Here is an 18,327-nt window from a genome sequence, read left to right on the forward strand (position 1 = left end):
CAGCGACGCGCCGGTGAATCGCAGGCCGGATCACCGGCCGATTCGCTGCGCACATCACGCGAACGGCCGCCGCAAACCGACCGCGCGCCGTTTCGTCACGCAGGTCAGGCCGGCACCAGCTCGAAGCTGAGCCGTTTGCCGAGTGCGGCGGCCGCGCTCGCGAGCGTCGCCAGCGTGAGGCTCGTGTCGGTTTCGTCGAGCAGCCGGTTGAGCGCGGCACGGCTGGTTTTCATCCGCGCGGCCATCGCGGTTTTCGTGATGTGCTGCGCCTTCATTTCCTGCCCGATCTGCCACGCGATCACGCGCTTGATCGCGGTGGCGGTGGCCGCTTCGAGATTGCCGTCCTCTTCGAGGAAGGCATCGAAGTCGCTGCCGATATGCGGGTTGTTCGTGGTCGTCATGTCGTACTCCAGTGCATGGCGTTGCCGGCTGCCTGACCGTCGGAGACGGTGGGTTGCGGCGCAACCGGGAAATTCAGATGGCGTGCGTCAGCGCTTTCAGGCGCGCGACGGTAACGTCGAGATCGTCCGGCGGCGTGGCCGGCGACTTCTTGATGAACCCGTGCAGCAGGACCATCGTGTCGCCGACGACCGTGAACAGGATGCGAGCGCTGCGCGTGGGCAGCACGATTCTGATCTCCCAGAGATCCTTCGCCATCTTCCGAACCAGCGGCATGCCGAGCGGCCAGCCGAATTGAACGGTTTTGATCTCTTCGCCGATCACCCTTCGCTCCACTTGCCCGAGCGCCTTGAGCCATTCGCGCACCGGCTCGTTGCCTCGGGCCGTGCGAAAGAACCGCACGCCGAGCGTGACCTGGATCTGCTGTCTCGCCATCGTCTTGTCACCGATCGTACCAAAAACGATACGATATGCCAAGCACCACGAGGGCGGCTACTGGCCGGATGGCCGATCCGGAAGCGGGGAAAGGGATTGAGCCGGGCTTGTCGCGCGGCCCGAAGGATCAGCGATCGCCGCGAACCGGCTTGCGTGCGGCGCGCGGCGTCCGGTGCGGGCGCTTGTCGCCGAACCGCGACCGCGCGATGTCGCGCACGGCATCGATCAGCGTCCGTGCGACCGGCGACGGCTGCGCATCGGTGCGCAGAATGAGCCCAACCGGCTCGTCGGTACCCGCGGACGGCAGCGGCAGGCGCGCCAGCGCACCGGCCGACAGATCGTATTCGGCCGCATAGAGCGGCACGAACCACACCGCGTCGTTCTCGAGCGCCAGCGCGCGCGCGACCGATACCGACAGCACCTCGATGAACGAATCCAGCGGCGGCGCGCCGCATGCGCCGAGCAGTTGCTCGGCGGACTGCCGGATCAGCGTGCCGTACGGCGGCAGCACGACCGGATAGCGCGCGAGCTCGGTGGCCGGCGCCGCGCTCGACAGCAGCGGGTGCCCGGCGCGCACGACCGCGACGAGCGGCTCGTTGTACAACTGCTCGAACGCGAGCCCGATCATCCGCTCCGGCTCCGACAGTCGCCCGATCGCGCATTCGATCGCACCGGACTTCAGGCGCTCGAGCAGATCGGCGTTCGCGGCCGTCGCGATCCGCACGACGACGCGCGGCCAGCGCTCGGCCAGCGCCTTCATCAACGCGGGCGCGAGCGATGCCGCCACAGTCGGCAGCATGCCGATTTCCAGCGTCGCGGCGGCGGCCCCGCCCTCGCGCGCGAGCAGCCCGACGCCCTGCCGCAGCGCCAGCACGCACGCATTCGCGTGCGGCATGAACAACTGCGCTTCGCGGGTCGGCTGCGCGCCCTGCCGCCCGCGCTCGAACAGCTTCACGCCGAGGATCGCTTCCAGTTCGGCGATCGTCTTCGACACGGCCGGCTGCGTGATCGACAGGCTTTCGGCCGCCTTCTGCACGCCGCCCAGCTGCGCGACCGCGAGAAAGCACTGCAGGTGCCGAAACTTGACGCGGCCGTCGGCGATACGGTTATTCATAACGGGTGGTTATGCGAATGACGATGAAATGCCATTTTGCATAACTTTCCGGATAAGCCCAAGCATTCGGTGAAACGTCATGCGCTACGCCGCAGCGCGTGGAAACCAGTCGGCTCCCAGACCCGCTTCGCGATCAGCAAGCCCGTCCCGTGCTTCTGCCCGAGCGGTGCGGACGACGATTCCGCATGCAGCGCGGCCGCCTTGCTGCGCAGCCGGCGCAATTCCAGTTCGAGTTCCGCGGCGGCCGCTTCCGTCAGCATCCCTTGCGAGAACGTCATCGTCTCGCCCGCGCCGTCGAAGCGGCTGTCGAGGAAATCCCCGAGCGCGTGCGCATGGAAATACCGGCGGATCGGCCCGCCCGGCAGCCAGTCGAAATCGCGCGCGACGCGCACGCGAATCCGGTCGCCCGGCAGCAGCGCGACGACGTTCATCCGGTCGAGCATCAACAGGTATTTCACGCACTCGGCCTTCGTCACGCGATAGGCCGTCACGATGTCCTGCACGGTCCAGTAGTTGATCGCGCAGACGGCGACGAGCAGCAGCTTCTCGTCCGACACGAGCAGCGCCTCCTGCTGCTCGGTCAGCACGTGCAGCCTCGGCGCCGACGCCGATGCCTCCTGCACGAGCTCGGCCAGCGTATAGCCGAGCAACTGCGCGATCTCCGCGACGCGCTCCAGCGTGAAGCGGCCGCTCGCGAACAGCCGCTTCACGCTCGTCTCGGAAACGTCGAGCGCACGCGCGACGTCGCGGTAGGTCATTCCCTGCGCCTTCAACTGGCGCTTCAGCGTTTCGATGAGTTGGGCGGTTTCGGTCATTTTGGTATCGAAAAACGATGCTCAAGGTCGGATATTAGGCTACCTGCGCATGCAGACGAACACTTTTGGATACTTGTCTGCATAATCCGCTCCGTCCTGTCACGCAACGACGGAGCCGAAATGGCCACCCGAACCGAAACCGCCGCTTACGAACCGCATCACACCGCACCGCGCGATGCACGCGACACGGATCGCACGATGCCGCTCGCCACCGTCCGCACGCTGGCCGCCGGCGCGCATGTCGGCGATCTCGTGTTCATCCGTGTGCCGGCCGGCTCGCCGCGCAACGCGGCAGGCACGACGGGCGCATGGGCCAATCGTTTCGGCATCGTCGTCGATACGTCGGGCGACGAACCCGTGATCGCCGAGCCCGCGTTTGCGTGGACGAAGCTCACGCCGCTGTCGCGCTTCGTCGCCCATGCCGACGGCGGACGCATCGCGCTGGCGCGCCGCGTCGCGGCATCGACCGCCGACGAGCAGCGCCGGTCGCACGCGACGGCCGAACAGCGGATCGACGCATTGCTCGGCAACCGCTTCAACCTGCGGGTGCGGCGCGGGTTCTGCGCGCAGTACGTGAGCGATGTGCTCGGCGCCGATCGGGCCGCGACGCTGGCCGCACTGCTGCGCAGCGGCACGCTGTCGCTCGAATTCGACGGGATCGTGTTCGATCCCGGCCGCCAATAACGACGGGCAGGCTCGGGGAGGCCGGATAACAACAAGAACAAAAGACAAAAAATAGCGACGGGCTGGCTGGAGGGCCGTGCACGGGGTCGTCACCGACGACGCGAAGCCCGATCGCTTTCATCCGCCGGACAGGCATCCTGTCCGGCGGATTTTTCATTGGCTCGACTGACATAACGAACGGTTATGCGTCTCGCGAAAAAAGGTCATTTTGCATAACTTTCCGGATTGGCTAAAGTCCTGCCATCCACTTCGCGAAATACCTATCAGGAGACGCCCGATGGATTCCCCCACGATCCTCACGCCGCGCGACTGGCCGTCGCATCCGGCCTATGTCCACCCCGAGTACCGCTCGTCCGTGAAACGCGGCCCGACGCGCCCGCTGATCCCGCTGAAGGACAAGCTGCGCGACCAGTACGCGCCCGTCTACGGCGCCGAAGATCTCGGCGCACTCGACCACGACCTGACGAAGAACGCCGTGAAGAACGGCGAGCCGCTCGGCGAGCGCATGGTCGTCACGGGCCGCGTGCTCGACGAAGGCGGCAAGCCCGTGCGCAACACGCTCGTCGAGGTGTGGCAGGCGAACGCGGCCGGCCGCTACGTGCACAAGGTCGACCAGCACGACGCGCCGCTCGACCCGAACTTTCTCGGCGCGGGCCGCTGCCTGACCGACAACGAAGGCCGCTACCGCTTCCTGACGATCAAGCCCGGCGCGTATCCGTGGGGCAACCATCCGAACGCGTGGCGCCCGAATCACATCCACTTCTCGCTGTTCGGCGATTACTTCGGCTCGCGTCTCGTCACGCAGATGTACTTCCCCGGCGACCCGCTGCTCGCGTACGACCCGATCTTCCAGGGCACGCCCGAGGCCGCGCGCGATCGCCTGATCTCGCGCTTCTCGATGGACATCACCGAAGAAGGCTATGCGCTCGGCTACGAATTCGACATCGTGCTGCGCGGCCGCGACGCTACCCCGATGGAGCGCTGAACCATGACGACGCTGAAGCAAACCCCTTCGCAGACGGTCGGCCCGTACTTCGCATACGGACTGTGCCCGCAGCAATACGACTACGACCTGAAGAGCCTGTTCACGCCGACGATCGCCGCGACGCACGCCGACGGCGAGCACGTGCTGCTGGTCGGCCAGGTGTTCGACGGCGACGGCAACGTCGTCAGCGACGCGGTGCTCGAATTCACGCAGGTGGACGGCGCGGGCCGCTACCCCGCATCGCGCGACGACATCGCGAAATCCGGCTTCACCGGTTTCGCGCGAGTCGGCACGGGCACCGATGCGCAGTACCGCTTCGTCGTCGAGACGGTAAAACCGGGCCGCATCGCCGCGGACGACGCGCCGCACATCAACGTGACCGTGATGATGCGCGGGATCCTCACCCATGCGTTCACGCGCGTGTACTTCGACGACGAAGCCGCGGCGAACGCGGCCGACCCCGTGCTGAGCGAGGTGCCGGCCGAACGCCGCGCGACGCTCGTCGCGAAACGCGACGCGCAGCCGGGCCGCCCGATCGTCTACCGCTTCGACATCCGCATGCAGGGGCCGGACGAGACGGTGTTTTTCGACGTTTGACGCACGCGCCGGCGCCGGCCGGTTCCGGATGCAGACGCACCGCCGCGTGGCGCGATACCGACCGGCATCGCGCCACGCGGCGTTTTTCGTGTGCCGTCGCAATCATTCGACGCTGCGCCGCAGCGCGCCGGCCTGCGGTTGCCGATGTCCATTGGTCGGGACTTCTGCCCCTACATCGAACGCGCGATTGAAACGCATGCTGCGACAGCACATCAATCGTCGGGCCGACAGGATATCGTTTGCGCGTTATGCGGCGTATTCTTCGGTATCCGCTACGCGCCGACAGGATTGAATCGGACAAGGCAATAATCCCGCAAACGATGCGCGACACCGCCCCATTCGCTGTGCGCGCATTTTTTTCTGACCGAGTGCCTTTAAACGCGTCTGACCGGATCGGGCAGGCGCGTATTTTTTTGCGGCTGCGACCGCGGCGCACGGGCGTGGTGCGCGTCGGTCGCAGCCTAGCGCCGAATCTCCAGATACCGGCTCGGCGTGTCGCCCAGAATGCGGCGAAACGCCGACGTGAACGCGCTCGCGCTCGCATATCCGAGATCGAGCGCGACGCGCGTCACCGGCTGCCCGGCGCTCAGGCGGGAAATCGCCGCGAGCATGCACACCTGCTGACGCCATGCCGCGAAACTCACGCCCGTCTGCGCGCGGAACTGCCGCGTGAACGTGCGCCGGCTCACGCCCGCGTCGGCGGCCACCCGGTCGAGATCGGCCGCGATCGACGGCGACGCGAACAGGTGCCGGCACACCTTCGCGAGCCGTGCGTCGGCCGGCAGCGGTGCATGCAGCGACAGGCGCGGCATCGTCGCGATTTCCGCGACCAGCAGCGCCATCAGCTTGCCCGCACGGCCGTCGACGTCGTACATGGCCGGCAGGTCGATCGCATCGTCGATCAGCTGCCGCAGCAGCGCGGACACGCCATACACGCCGCACTGCCCGGGCAGGCCCGCTTCCCGCGCGGCGTCGCCGGACACGAACGTGTTGAGCATCGTGACCGGCCCGGTCATCGTCATTTCGTGCCGCACGCCGGCCGGCACCCAGCACGCGCGCTGCGGCGGCACCAGCCAGCGGCCGTGCGGCGTCGACACGCTGATCGTGCCGCGCGACGCGAACGCGAATTGCCCGCGCCCGTGCGCGTGTTCCGGAAACGTCGTGCCCGCCGCATAGTCGTTGGCGGTCACGACCACGCTCCGGGGAATGTGTTCGTAGGGATCTAGCAGCGTATTTCTCACGGCCCGAATTCCATCATCAATGACCCGATATCGAAGGCGGGTCTCCTTCGATCCATCTACGATCCGCTCCACGCTTGCGCGACCTGACGGCCGCAAGACCCGTCGGCCTGATCGGCCGGATTGCAACTTCATTGGAGCGGAGATGCCGAATACGTTTCATCGCGTGGGGGACGGCCCCCACCCTGTTCTCGTGCTGCACGGCTGGTTCGGCGACGCCCGCGCGTTCGAACCCGTCGAAGCGTGGCTGTCGCGCGAGCGCTTCAGTTATGTGTTCATGGACTACCGCGGCTACGGCCGCATGCGCGACGCACGCGGCGACTACACGATCGACGAGATTGCCGCCGATGCCCTCGCGCTCGCCGACGCGCTCGGCTTCCCGACCTTCAGCCTCGTCGGCCATTCGATGGGCGGCATGGCGATCGAGAAGATCGCCGCCGTCGCGCCCGACCGCGTGCGCGCGCTGGTGCCGATCGCGCCCGTGCCGTGCGGCGGCCTGCCGTTCGACGCCGAGCGGCGCGCACTATTCGAGCGCGCCGCCGACAATCTCGCCGATCGCAGGACCATCATCGATCGCAGCACGGGCTGCCGGCTACCCGCCGCCTGGGTCGAGTGGAAAGCCGCGTATTCGGCAGCCTGTTCGTCGCCGCACGCGTTCGGCGCGTACTTCCGCGCGTGGGCCGATACGGATTTCAGCGACGGGGTCGCGGGCGTGCATCCGGTGAAAGTGCTGATCGGCGAGCACGATCCGGCGTTCGACGCGGCGCTGATGGCGCGCACCTACCTGCGGCGTTATCCGCGCGCCACCGTCGACGTGCTGCGCAACGCGGGCCACTATCCGATGAACGAGACGCCGCTCGCGCTGGTCGCGGCGATGGAGGCGTTCCTGCTCGGCACAACAGCAACCCCGGCCGGTCGAGCATGACATGCCGCACGCAAGCGGCATCGTTGCGGCGCGCATCACCGCAGCATGAACGACATCGCCGACAGGCTGTTCAGCGTGCGCACCACGTGCTCGACCGACGGCCCGTCGAAGCGCAGCGTCACCGCATCGACGCGCTCGAGCGACGGCAGCGCGCAGAACAGGTCGGCAAGCGCGGCCGTCTGCACGCGCAGCGTGCAAGCGGTCGGCGCGGGCCGATGCGCGCCGGCGCGCAAGCCCGCCGACAGCGCGTGCGCGACCGTTTCGCGCGCGGCGGTCGCGATTCGCGCACACGACGCGGCAGGCGTGAGCGTGTCGCCGCTCGATGCGCCGCCGGCCGTCTTGACCGTCTCGAAACGTGCGTCCGGAAACAGCGGCTGCGTTTCCCCGGCGAACACGTCGTCGCCGGTTGCCAGTGCGACGTGCGCGCCATATTCGCGCGCCAGCGCGCCGTACAGCCCGGCTTCGCCGAGCTCGACGCCGTTCAGCCACACCTGCGTGAACGCGAAACCGTTGATCGTGTGCGCGAGCACGCCGCGCGTCTGCGATTTCGCGTGATAGCCGATCATGAACACGAGGTCCGGCCGCTGCTCGAGGCCCGCCATCATCCCGAGCGTGCGCGGCTTGCCGAGCACGACGCGTGAGCGTGCATCGAGCCCGTCGGGCAGCAGGTTGCGAAAGCCGCCATGCGAATCGTTGACCCAGACGGCCTGCGCGCCGCCCGCGAACGCGCCTTCGATCGCGGCGTTCGCCTCGGCGGTCATCCAGCGGCGCGCGCGCTCGTATTCCGGATTGCCGGCGCGCGTCTGCTCGGTGGCGAATACGCCGGCGACGCCCTCGATGTCGGTCGAGATCAGGATCTTCATGACTGGGTAAGACGCCCTTCGTTGCGTTCGTTGAACAGATGATCGAGATCGGGCACCGCATCGCGCAGCGATTGCCGCACGTGGCCGTCGCGCCCGGCGACCGTCACGGCCTGCAGCAATGCATCGGCGATCGCGTGCTCGACGCTTTCGGCCGCGGCCATGAACAGCGGGTCGAGCGCCGCATCGGCCACGAGGGCCGGCAGCGCGATGGTCGACGCGTCGTGCGCGATCGTGTACGCGGTCGAGAATGCGAGCGCGATGTCGCCGCTGCCATGCCCGTAGACGGAACCCGTGCGGGCCAGCCCCGCGGCCGCGCGGCGTGCAAGCCGCGACAGTTGCCGCGCGTCGAGCGGCGCATCGGTCGCGAGCAACAGGATGATCGAGCCCTGCTCGGGCGGCGCCGCGTGCGCGGCCCCGGCCGCACGCCGTTGCGCGACGATGCGCCCGAGCGGCACGCCGCCGAGCGTCAGCATCGGCAGCCGGCCGAAATTCGCGAGCACGAGCGCGCCGACCGTATAGGGCCGGCCGGCCGCGACGGCGACGCGCGACGCCGAACCGATCCCGCCCTTCAGGTCGAAACACGACATCCCGCGCCCGGCGCCCACCGCGCCGCGTGCGACGTCGCGCGACGCGGCGCGGCATGCGTCGTCGTAATGCGCGGCCGTGACCGCGAACGCCTGGATATCGTTCAGATAACCGTCATTGCACTCGAACACGAGCGGGTTGACGGTCGACCAGTCGCGGCCAATCTGCGGATTCGCGGCGATCGCCGCGCGGATCTGCGCCTGTGCGACCGCGCCGACGCCGAACGTGTTGGTCAGCGCGATCGGCGTATCGAGCGTGCCGAGCTCGTCGACCTGCACGAGCCCGACGCTCTTGCCGAAGCCGTTGATCACGGCCGCGCCGGCCGGCACCTTGCTGCGGTACACGTCGCCCTGATGCGGCTTCACGACGGTCACGCCGGTCTGCACGTTGCCGGCATCGAGCGTGCAATGGCCGACCGTCACGCCCGGCACGTCGGCGATCGTGCCGCGCGGCCCGGCCGGCAGCGTCGCGGCCCACATCGGTGCAGCACGCATCAGCGGCGCTCCAGCTTCGGATCGAGCGCGTCGCGCAGCCCGTCGCCGAGCAGGTTGAACGCGAGCACGGTCAGGAAGATCGCGAGGCTGGGGAAGATCGCGACGTGCGGCGCCGTCACCATGTCCGCGCGCGCCTCGTTGAGCATCGCGCCCCACTCCGGCGTCGGCGGCTGCGCGCCGAGCCCGAGGAACGACAGGCTCGCGGCCGTGATGATCGACGTGCCGATCCGCATCGTGAAGTAGACGACGACCGACGACACGGTGCCCGGCAGGATGTGCCGCATGATGATCGTCCGGTCCGACGCGCCGATGCTGCGCGCGGCTTCGACGTAGGTCATGTGCTTGAGCATCAGCGTGTTGCCGCGCACGAGCCGCGCGAACGCCGGGATGCTGAAGATCGCGACCGCGCAGATCACGTTGATCATCCCGTTGCCGAGGATCGCGACCACGCCGATCGCGAGCAGGATGCCCGGGAACGCGAACAGCACGTCGGCGATGCGCATCGTGATGCGATCCCACCAGCCTTCGTAGTAGCCGGCGAGCAGCCCGAAGACCGTGCCGATCAGCGCGCCGAGCGCGACCGAGAAGAAACCGGCCGCGAGCGAGATGCGCGTGCCGGTGACGATCCGGCTGAAGATGTCGCGGCCGAGCGAATCGACGCCGAACCAGTGCACGGCCGACGGCCCCGCGTTCAGCGCGTCGTAGTCGAAGTAGTTCTCCGGATCGAACGGCACGATGTGCGGACCGACGAATGCCAGCACGACGAGCGCCAGCACGAAGCCGCCCGCGACGAGCGCGACGGTCTGCTTGCGGAACTTGCGCCAGAATTCGCGCCACGGCGTGCGAATCGCGGTCGATGCGGCCGGCGCCGCGGTCTGGACAGTCGCGTTCATGTGCGCCTCACTTGAACCGGATGGTCGGGTTGATGACCGCGTACAGCACGTCGACGGTCAGGTTGATCAGAATGAATTCGAGCGAGAACAGCAGCACGATCGCCTGGATCACCGGGTAGTCGCGCATCGTCACCGAATCGACGAGCAGCCGCCCGAGCCCAGGCCAGTTGAACACGGCCTCGACGACGATCGAGCCGCCGAGCAGGAAGCCGAACTGCAGCCCCATCATCGTGACGACCGGGATCATCGCGTTGCGCAGGCAGTGCTTGAGCACGACCATCGGCTCGTGCACGCCCTTCGCGCGCGCGGTGCGCACGAAATCCTCGTTGAGCACCTCGACGAACGACGCGCGCGTGAAGCGCGCCATCACGGCCGCGACCGCGGCGCCGAGCGTCAGCGACGGCAGCACGTAGCTCTTCCACGTGCCGTCCGGCACGACCGGCAGCCAGCCGAGCTTCACCGAGAAGATCTCCATCAGCAGCATGCCGAGCGCGAACGCGGGAAACGAGATGCCCGACACCGCGATCGTCATGCCGATGCGGTCGGGCCAGCGATTGCGCCACACCGCCGACGCGATCCCGATCGCCATCCCGAACAGCGTCGCCCACGCCATGCTGACGAGCGTCAGCAGCAGCGTCGGCATGAAGCGCTCGCCGATCTCGGTCGATACCGGCCGCTTGCTGCGCGTCGACACACCGAAGTCGCCGTGCGCGATCTTCACGAAGAAGTTCGCGAACTGGGTTGGCATCGGTTTGTCGAGCCCGAGATCGGCGCGCACGAGCGCGACCGTCGCGTCGTCGGCTTCGGCGCCGGCCGCGAGCCGCGCGGGATCGCCCGGCAGCAGGTGCACGAACAGGAACACCAGCACCGCGACGATCGCGAGCGTGGGCAGCAGGCCGAACAGGCGTTTGATGATGAAATTCAGCATAGGGCACCGAACCAGTGCGGCGCGCCGGCATCGCGGAGCCGGCGCGCCGTGACGCGCGCGAACGCGCTTATTTCAGCGAGATTTCGTCGAAGTTGAACGAACCGTCCGGCATCACGTACATGCCCTGCAGGCGCTTGCTGCGCGCGTAGACGATCTTCTCCTGCACGAGGAAGATCCACGGCGCATCGGCCCAGATCTGCTTCTGCGCGGTGGCGTAGTACTCGGCCTTCTTCGCGCGGTCGGTGGTTGCCAGCGCCTTCTCCAGCGCGTCGTCGAAGATGCCGTTCTGGTAGTACGCGGTATTGAACAGCTTCGGCGGCTTCGACGCGGACGCGAGCAGCGGCGTCAGCGCCCAGTTCGCCTCGCCGGTCGACGACGACCAGCCGATGTAGAACATCCGCACCGGTGCGCTCGCCGGGTCCTGCGCGCTCTCGACCTTCGCGACGCGCTCGCCCGATTCGAGCGCCTGCACCTGCACCTTCACGCCGACCTGCGCGAGCTGCTGCTGGACGAACTGGATCACCTTCTGCGACGTCGTGTTGTTGTAGCCGGACCAGAGCGTCGATTCGAAGCCGTTCGGATAGCCGGCCTCCTTCAGCAGCGTGCGCGCCTTCGCCGGGTCGTACGGCCAGGGTCCGGTCTTCGTCGCATACTCGACGCCCGGCGGTACGACGCCCGGCGCCGGCGTCGCGAAGCCCGAGAACGCGACCTTCGCGAGCGCATCCTTGTTGATCGCGTAGTTGAGCGCCTGGCGCACCTTCGGATTGTCGAACGGCTTCTGCAGCGTGTTCAGCGAGATGTAGCGCACGACGATCGACGGCCGCTCGACCACGTCGAGCTTCGGATTGGCCCTCAGGTCGGCGACCTGCTCGTACGGAATCCGGAACGCGAGGTCCGCCTGGCCTGCTTTCATCAGCGCCGCGCGCGTGTTGTTGTCGATCACGGGCTTCCAGTCGATCATGTCGATCTTCGGATAGCCCTTCTTCCAGTAGCCGGCGTATTTCTTCACCTTCATGTCGTCGGTCTGCTTCCACTCGACGAACTCGAAGGGCCCGGTGCCGACCGGATGCAGGCCGATCTCGCGGCCCCATTTCTTCAGCGCCGTCGGCGAGATCATCACCGCGGACGGATGCGCGAGCGTGTTGATGAACGCCGAGAACGGCTCGCGCAGCGTGAACCGCACCGTATAGGGATCGACGACCTCGGTCTTCTCGATCACGCGGAACAGGTTGTAGCGCTTGAGCTTGTTCGCCGGATCGGTCACGCGGTCGAACACCACCTTCACGGCCTCCGCGTTGAAATCGGTGCCGTCCTGGAACTTCACGCCCTGGCGCAGCTTGACGGTATAGACCTTCGCGTCCGGCGACGCCGTATAACTCGTCGCGAGCACGTTGACGAGCTTCATGTCCTTGTCGAAGCCGAACAATCCCTCGTAGAACGACTTCGCAGCGGCCTGCGACACCGTGTCGTTCGAATCGTACGGATCCATCGTCGTGAACGTCTCGCCGACCGCGATCACCGCGGTTTGCTGCGCGAATGCGGGCAGCGCGGCCGACAGCGCGAACGCGCTGGCGCCCGCGACGATCAGCGCGCGCGGACGGAACATCGGGAACGAATGCGGCTTGTTCATCTTGTTTGGCTCCTGTGGATGATTCGGTAACGCGTGGTGGAAATCGCGGCGTGACTGCACCCGCTCGGGAAAAAGACGCCGTTGCCTTGCTCGTGCGCAGCTGCGGTCCATATGCAACCTGCCGCGCGTTCAGTACGCGCCGCCGACGCGATGCGTCGCGACGTAATGATCGGGACCGACCGCGACGAGCGGCACAACCACCGGCTCGTCGCCCACCGCGCGGATCGGGCTCGGAATTTCGTCCGCCGCGAGCTGGCGCGGCGCGTGCCGGCGCGCGGGGTCGGCCACGGGCACCGCGCTCATCAGCTTCTTCGTGTACGGATGCTGCGGCGCCTCGAACACCGCGCGGCGCGGGCCGATCTCGACGATCTGGCCGAGATACATCACCGCGACGCGATGGCTGACGCGCTCGACGACGGCCATGTCGTGCGAGATGAACAGGTATGCGACGCCGAGCTCGCGCTGCAGGTCGAGCATCAGGTTGACGATCTGCGCCTGCACCGACACGTCGAGCGCCGACACCGATTCGTCGGCGATCACGACCTTCGGGTTCAGCGCGAGCGCACGCGCGATCGCGATCCGCTGGCGCTGGCCGCCCGAGAACTCGTGCGGATAACGACGCGCGGCCTCGGGCGGCAGGCCGACCTTGTCGAGCAGCCAGTCGACGCGCGCCTGCGCTTCGCGGCCGCTCGCGACGCCGTGCACGAGCAGCGGCTCCATGATCGAGAAACCGACCGTGAGGCGCGGGTTCAGCGACGCGAATGGATCCTGGAAGATGAACTGGATGTTCCGGCGCAGCGCCTGCAGGTCCGGGCCCTTCAGCGCGCTGATGTCACGGCCGTCGAATTCGATCGAGCCGCTCTGCGATTCGACGAGGCGCAGCAGCGAACGGCCGGTGGTCGACTTGCCGCAGCCCGACTCGCCGACCAGCGCGAGCGTCTCGCCCGCGCGCAGCTCGAAGCTCACGCGCTCGACCGCATGCACGTACTGCGACACGCGGCCGAACACGCCGCTCTTCACCGGAAAGCGCGTGACGAGATCGCGTACGCGCAGGATCGGCGTCGAAGCCGGGTCGACGGGCGGCTGCGCATCGTCGTTCGCCGCAGGCGCGGCGCTTGTGCCGTCCACCTTCAGCAGCGGGAATTTCTCGGGTATGTCGGTGCCCTGCATCGAGCCGAGCCGCGGCACGGCCGCGAGCAGCGCACGCGTGTAGCGGTGCGCGGGCGTCGCGAAGATGCGCTCCGATTCGCCCTCCTCGACCTTCTCGCCGCGATACATCACGAGCACGCGGTCGGCCACTTCGGCCACCACGCCCATGTCGTGCGTGATGAAGATCACGCCCATGTTCATCTCGTCCTGCAGCCCGCGAATCAGTTGCAGGATCTGCGCCTGGATCGTCACGTCGAGCGCGGTCGTCGGCTCGTCGGCGATCAGCAGCGCGGGCCGGCACGACAGCGCCATCGCGATCATCACGCGCTGCCGCATCCCGCCCGACAACTGGTGCGGATAGCGCACGAACACCCGGCGCGCTTCCGGGATGCGCACGAGATCGAGCAGCCGCAGCGCTTCCGCGCGCGCTTCGGCCGCGCTCTTCGACTGGTGCAGCGCGATCGCCTCGCTGATCTGGTCGCCGACCGTAAACACCGGGTTCAGCGACGTCATCGGCTCCTGGAAGATCATCGCGATGTCCGAGCCGCGGATGCCGCGCATCGTCGCGGCGCTCGCCTGCGCCAGATCGACCAGCGCGCCGCCGCGGCGCCGGAACGCGATACGCCCGCTCGTGATCTCGCCGCCGCCGTGCTCGACGAGCCGCATCAGCGCGAGCGACGTGACCGACTTGCCGGAACCCGATTCGCCGACGATCGCGAGCGTCTCGCCGCGATCGACGTGAAACGACACGTTGCGCACCGCGTCGAACGTCGCGCTTTCGCGGCGGAACGTGACCGACAGGTCGTCCACGGCGACGACGCGCTGCTCGGGCAGCGCCAGGCCGGACGGGTTACGGCTCGAAGTCATGCGTCTCTCCTCGTGCGATCCGGAATCAGGCTGCGTCGTCGCGGTAGATGCCGACGACAGGCGCTTCGCCGACGCGCGCGTAGCCGCGGTACATCCCTTCGGTGTTGAACGGCATCGCGACGTTGCCGTGCGCGTCGACCGCGATGATCCCGCCGCGGCCCGCCAGGCGCGGCAGCTTGTTCATCACGACGTCGTGCGCGGCGTCGGCCAGCGACGCGCCGCGATACGCGATCTGCGCGGCAACGTCGTGCGCGGTCGCGAGCCGGATGAACGTCTCGCCGGTGCCCGTCGACGACACCGCGCAGGTTGCATCGTCCGCATAACAGCCCGCGCCGATGATCGGCGAATCGCCGACACGCCCCGGCTGCTTGTTCGTGATGCCGCCCGTCGACGTCGCCGCCGCGATGTGGCCGTGCAGGTCGCACGCGACCGCGCCGACCGTGCCGTGCTTGCGGTCCGGATCGAGCGGTTCGGCCGGCTGCGGCTGCGGCTGCGGCTGCGATTGCGATTGCGATTTGCCGAACGCGAACGTCGCCGCGTCGTGATCGAGCATCACGCCGGCCGCCGCGCGCGCCTTGAGCCACTGCGCGTGACGCGCTTCGGTGTCGAAATAGCCGGGTTCCGCGAGTTCGAGCCCCTGCGCGGCCGCGAACGCATCGGCGCCCGCGCCGGCGAACAACACATGTTCGCTCGCCTCCATCACGCGCCGCGCGGCCAGCACGGGATTGCGCACGCGCGTCGCGCAGCAGATCGCGCCGGCGCCGAGCGTCGCGCCGTCCATGACCGCCGCGTCGAGCTCGTGCTTGCCTTCGGCCGTATACACGGCGCCGCGTCCGGCGTTGAACAGCGGGCAGTCCTCGAGCATCCGCACCGCGACGGTGACGGCGTCGAGCGCGCTGCCGCCGTCGGCCAGCACCTGCTGCGCGGCCTGCAGGATCGCGGTCAGTTCGGCACGGTACCGGCGTTCGGTTTCGGTATCCATCGCATCGCGCAGGATCGTGCCTGCGCCACCGTGAATCGCGACGATCGCGGGAGAAGTCATGATTTTTTCGGACGGGGGGAAGAAGGGTTGGCGGCCGACAGCGCCGCTTGCGGCTGCACGAGCCACGGCAGCAGGAATTCGGTCATCTCGGCGGCGGATTTCGCGGACCGGTGCGTGCGCAGCGCAACCGCGTCGATCAGCGCCTCGATCATCGTGAGCACGGCCGCTTCCGACGTGGCCGCGAAGCGCCGTTCGGCCTTGACGTACAGGTTCAGCGACGCGATCGGCGCGAGCGGCGATTCCGGGCCGTCGGAGATGCCGAGCACGCGCGCGCCGCGCGCCGCAGCGCGGCGCGCCAGCTCGATCGTGTCCTTCACGTAGCGCGGAAACGCGAGCGCGATCACGAGATCGCGCGAGTCGGCCGTATACAGGCGCCGCGCCGCGTGCGACGGGCCGCCGAGCAGCGCGAGCGACTGCACGCTGTCGTGACACACGGACAGCCCGTGCTCCATCAGCCCGGCGAGAAACGCGCTCGAACCGGCACCCAGGATCAGCACCCGCCGCGCGCCGACGATCGCCTCGACCGCAGCCTCGACATCGGCCGCGTCCAGTTGCGCGCGCGTGTTCTCGATGTTCGCGGCGGCCTGGTCGAACACCGCGTCGATCCATGCCGCGCCGCGCACGCCGGATTCCTGCTCCTGCGCCGAGCGCAACCGCTCGACCGGCCCGAGCGTCGCTTCGAAGCCGCGCACGAGTGCCGCGCGCATCGCCGGATAGCCGTCGAAGCCGAGCGCCTTCGCGAAGCGGTTCGCGGTCGCGATCGACGCATTCACGGCCTGTGCGAGTTCGTCGATCCGCATCGTCGCCGCGCGAAACGGATTCGCGAGCACGAATTCGCCCATGCGCCGGTGGATCGGCGTCATCAACGGCATCGCCGACGCGATCCGCTCGGCGATCGCGGGTTCGTCGTAACTGGCGTCGTGCGAAACGAGAGGCGTCATGCGAATGGTTGTTGCAAGGAAGGTGAAAATCAATTTACACAATCCGCAGCCAAGAAAAAAATAAATTTTCATCGGGGTTGTCACGCCCCGTCCTGCGCCCGCCGATCGCCAGACCATCGCACAGCCCCGCCGCACGGGCTTTGGCACGCAACCGCCATGCTCTCCCTCTCACGCCGCCCCCCTTCTCATCGGGAAAACCCCGAGCAAGTTCATTCGAATGCAATTTCCCGTTGACCGGATTCGCATTCGAACATAGGATGTTCGAAAATGATCAGTCGTCAGATAACATCCGTATCCAGAGACGACGAAATGTTCGCTCGAACAGCGTCATTTCGATGAAAACCGGCAAAATCGGCACCCATCAAGATCGGACATCGTACAAATAAGCTGAAAAAAAGCCTTCCCGACCGGACGGCTTGCATGGATCAGGCAGGTGCCGCATGCCCGTCCTGCCCAACAGGAGACAGCAGTGAAAACAGTCAAGGCGTTGCGCTGGTGGATCATCGTGCTCGTGTGTCTCGGCACGATCCTCAACTACCTCGCACGGAACTCCCTCGCGGTGCTCGCCCCCGAGCTGAAGCAGGTATTCGCGATCTCGACGCAGCAGTATTCGTACATCGTCGGCGCGTTCCAGATCGGCTACACGATCATGCAGCCCGTGTGCGGGTTCATCGTCGACCTGATCGGGCTGCGGCTCGGGTTCGCGCTGTTCGCGATGCTGTGGTCGGTGGTCGGCGTCGCGCACGGCTTCGCGTCGGGCTGGCTGTCGCTCGGCATCCTGCGCGGCTTTCTCGGACTGTTCGAGGCCGCCGCGATTCCGTCGGGGATGAAGGCCGTCGCCGAATGGTTTCCCGATCGCGAGAAATCCGTCGCGGTCGGCTACTTCAACGCGGGCACGTCGCTCGGCGCCGCGATCGCGCCGCCGCTCGTCGTGTTCATCTCGATGCGGTTCGGCTGGCAATCGGCGTTCATGGTCACCGGCGCGCTCGGCTTCGTGTGGGCCGCGCTCTGGTACACGCAGTACCGGTCGCCCGCCGATCATCCGCGCATCACGCCGCAGGAGCGCGCGCTGATCCGCGACGGCCAGGCCACGATGCCGCCGGTGTCGAAGCGCCGCATCCGCGACGTCGTCACCGCGCGGCGCTTCTGGGCCATCGCGCTGCCGCGCTTCTTCGCCGAACCCGCGTGGCAGACCTTCAGCTTCTGGATTCCGCTGTACCTCGCGACCGAGCGCCACATGCCGCTCACGCAGATCGCGATCTTCGCGTGGATGCCGTTTCTCGCGGCCGACGCCGGCGGCATCGCGGGCGGCTACCTGTCGCCGTATCTCGCCAACCGCTTCAAGCTGCCGCTCGTGTGGTCGCGCGTCGCCGGCGTCGCGCTCGGCGCGGTGCTGATGCTCGGGCCCGCGATGATCGGTCTTGTATCGTCGCCGTACACGGCCATCGCGCTGTTCTGCGTCGGCGGCTTCGCGCACCAGATGATCTCCGCGCTCGTCAACACGCTGTCGGCCGACGTGTTCGATTCCGAGGAAGTCGGCACCGCGAGCGGCTTCGCCGGGATGGCCGCGTGGATCGGCGGGCTCGGCTTCTCGCTGCTGGTCGGCGCGCTCGCCGACAAGATCGGCTATGCGCCGCTGTTCGCGTGCCTCGGCCTGTTCGACCTCATCGGCGTCACGCTGCTCGCGGTGCTGATCCGCGGGCAGTCGAAGCAGGAACGCCTGCTCGCACGGCACGCCTGACA

General features: G+C 67.7%; 18 protein-coding genes. 5 read left to right on the forward strand and 13 right to left on the reverse strand.

Annotated features, from left to right (window positions below; translation table 11 throughout):
* Positions 1-104: 104 nt before the first annotated feature.
* The 4 genes from AC3WLY_RS13120 to AC3WLY_RS13135 all read right to left on the reverse strand — a co-directional run bounded on the left by AC3WLY_RS13120 (position 105) and on the right by AC3WLY_RS13135 (position 2,763).
* Complete coding sequence (locus tag AC3WLY_RS13120) at positions 105-401, reverse strand: XRE family transcriptional regulator (protein WP_175958935.1); 297 nt, start codon at positions 399-401, stop codon at positions 105-107.
* A gap of 73 nt (positions 402-474) precedes the next feature.
* On the reverse strand, positions 475-834 hold the full coding sequence (locus AC3WLY_RS13125; RefSeq protein ID WP_006751193.1) for a type II toxin-antitoxin system RelE/ParE family toxin: 360 nt from the start codon (positions 832-834) through the stop codon (positions 475-477).
* A 127-nt stretch (positions 835-961) separates the two neighbouring features.
* Positions 962-1,948, reverse strand: a complete 987-nt coding sequence (gene pcaQ / locus AC3WLY_RS13130; RefSeq protein WP_175958934.1) for a pca operon transcription factor PcaQ — start codon at positions 1,946-1,948, stop codon at positions 962-964.
* A gap of 77 nt (positions 1,949-2,025) precedes the next feature.
* A complete protein-coding gene (locus tag AC3WLY_RS13135) occupies positions 2,026-2,763 on the reverse strand; it encodes a helix-turn-helix domain-containing protein (protein WP_175958933.1) in 738 nt (245 codons plus the stop codon).
* 120 nt (positions 2,764-2,883) lie between these two features.
* On the opposite strand from AC3WLY_RS13135, the gene AC3WLY_RS13140 reads away from it, so the two are divergent.
* The 3 genes from AC3WLY_RS13140 (at position 2,884) to pcaG (ending at position 5,029) form a co-directional block, all read left to right on the forward strand.
* Positions 2,884-3,447: a YiiX/YebB-like N1pC/P60 family cysteine hydrolase gene (locus AC3WLY_RS13140; RefSeq protein WP_492308243.1), complete on the forward strand. Its 564-nt coding sequence runs from the start codon at positions 2,884-2,886 to the stop codon at positions 3,445-3,447.
* 277 nt (positions 3,448-3,724) lie between these two features.
* Complete coding sequence (gene pcaH, locus AC3WLY_RS13145) at positions 3,725-4,432, forward strand: protocatechuate 3,4-dioxygenase subunit beta (RefSeq protein WP_072436602.1); 708 nt, start codon at positions 3,725-3,727, stop codon at positions 4,430-4,432.
* Positions 4,433-4,435: 3 nt separating this feature from the next.
* Positions 4,436-5,029, forward strand: a complete 594-nt coding sequence (pcaG, locus tag AC3WLY_RS13150; RefSeq protein WP_492308242.1) for a protocatechuate 3,4-dioxygenase subunit alpha — start codon at positions 4,436-4,438, stop codon at positions 5,027-5,029.
* 461 nt (positions 5,030-5,490) lie between these two features.
* On the opposite strand, the gene AC3WLY_RS13155 is transcribed toward pcaG, so the two are convergent.
* Entirely contained in the window at positions 5,491-6,270 is a 780-nt protein-coding gene (locus AC3WLY_RS13155) for an AraC family transcriptional regulator (protein ID WP_310142742.1), read from the reverse strand.
* Positions 6,271-6,412: 142 nt separating this feature from the next.
* On the opposite strand from AC3WLY_RS13155, the gene AC3WLY_RS13160 reads away from it, so the two are divergent.
* Complete coding sequence (locus tag AC3WLY_RS13160) at positions 6,413-7,192, forward strand: alpha/beta fold hydrolase (protein WP_492308241.1); 780 nt, start codon at positions 6,413-6,415, stop codon at positions 7,190-7,192.
* Between the two features lie 35 nt (positions 7,193-7,227).
* Here the strand turns inward: AC3WLY_RS13160 and AC3WLY_RS13165 are convergent, their stop codons facing one another.
* From AC3WLY_RS13165 to AC3WLY_RS13200, 8 genes are all read right to left on the reverse strand, one after another.
* A complete protein-coding gene (locus AC3WLY_RS13165) occupies positions 7,228-8,055 on the reverse strand; it encodes a M55 family metallopeptidase (RefSeq protein ID WP_492308240.1) in 828 nt (275 codons plus the stop codon).
* Positions 8,052-9,134, reverse strand: a complete 1,083-nt coding sequence (locus AC3WLY_RS13170; protein ID WP_310142744.1) for a P1 family peptidase — start codon at positions 9,132-9,134, stop codon at positions 8,052-8,054. Before AC3WLY_RS13170 ends, AC3WLY_RS13165 begins: the two co-directional genes overlap by 4 nt.
* Complete coding sequence (gene gsiD / locus AC3WLY_RS13175; RefSeq protein WP_175958925.1) at positions 9,134-10,027, reverse strand: glutathione ABC transporter permease GsiD; 894 nt, start codon at positions 10,025-10,027, stop codon at positions 9,134-9,136. The genes AC3WLY_RS13170 and gsiD overlap by 1 nt, the downstream gene beginning before the upstream one ends.
* 7 nt (positions 10,028-10,034) lie before the next feature.
* Positions 10,035-10,955 (reverse strand): glutathione ABC transporter permease GsiC, encoded by a 921-nt coding sequence (gsiC, locus tag AC3WLY_RS13180; RefSeq protein WP_072436595.1) that lies wholly within the window; start codon positions 10,953-10,955, stop codon positions 10,035-10,037.
* A gap of 67 nt (positions 10,956-11,022) precedes the next feature.
* Positions 11,023-12,585 carry a glutathione ABC transporter substrate-binding protein GsiB gene (gsiB, locus tag AC3WLY_RS13185; RefSeq protein WP_492308239.1) on the reverse strand — a complete coding sequence of 521 codons (1,563 nt, stop codon included), beginning with the start codon at positions 12,583-12,585 and terminating at the stop codon, positions 11,023-11,025.
* 129 nt (positions 12,586-12,714) lie between these two features.
* Positions 12,715-14,601, reverse strand: a complete 1,887-nt coding sequence (locus AC3WLY_RS13190) for a dipeptide ABC transporter ATP-binding protein (protein ID WP_175958922.1) — start codon at positions 14,599-14,601, stop codon at positions 12,715-12,717.
* 25 nt (positions 14,602-14,626) lie between these two features.
* Positions 14,627-15,643, reverse strand: coding sequence for an isoaspartyl peptidase/L-asparaginase family protein (locus AC3WLY_RS13195; RefSeq protein ID WP_492308238.1), 1,017 nt, complete (start codon positions 15,641-15,643; stop codon positions 14,627-14,629).
* The gene (locus tag AC3WLY_RS13200; protein WP_175958920.1) at positions 15,640-16,584 is read right to left on the reverse strand and encodes a MurR/RpiR family transcriptional regulator; all 945 of its coding nucleotides are present in this window, start codon (positions 16,582-16,584) and stop codon (positions 15,640-15,642) included. The genes AC3WLY_RS13195 and AC3WLY_RS13200 overlap by 4 nt, the downstream gene beginning before the upstream one ends.
* Positions 16,585-17,053: 469 nt before the next feature.
* Here AC3WLY_RS13200 and AC3WLY_RS13205 point away from each other — a divergent pair, with 469 nt between their 5' ends.
* On the forward strand, positions 17,054-18,325 hold the full coding sequence (locus AC3WLY_RS13205) for an MFS transporter (RefSeq protein ID WP_072436590.1): 1,272 nt from the start codon (positions 17,054-17,056) through the stop codon (positions 18,323-18,325).
* Positions 18,326-18,327: the final 2 nt, after the last annotated feature.

This window comes from Burkholderia sp. FW306-1C-G01B (assembly GCF_058781685.1).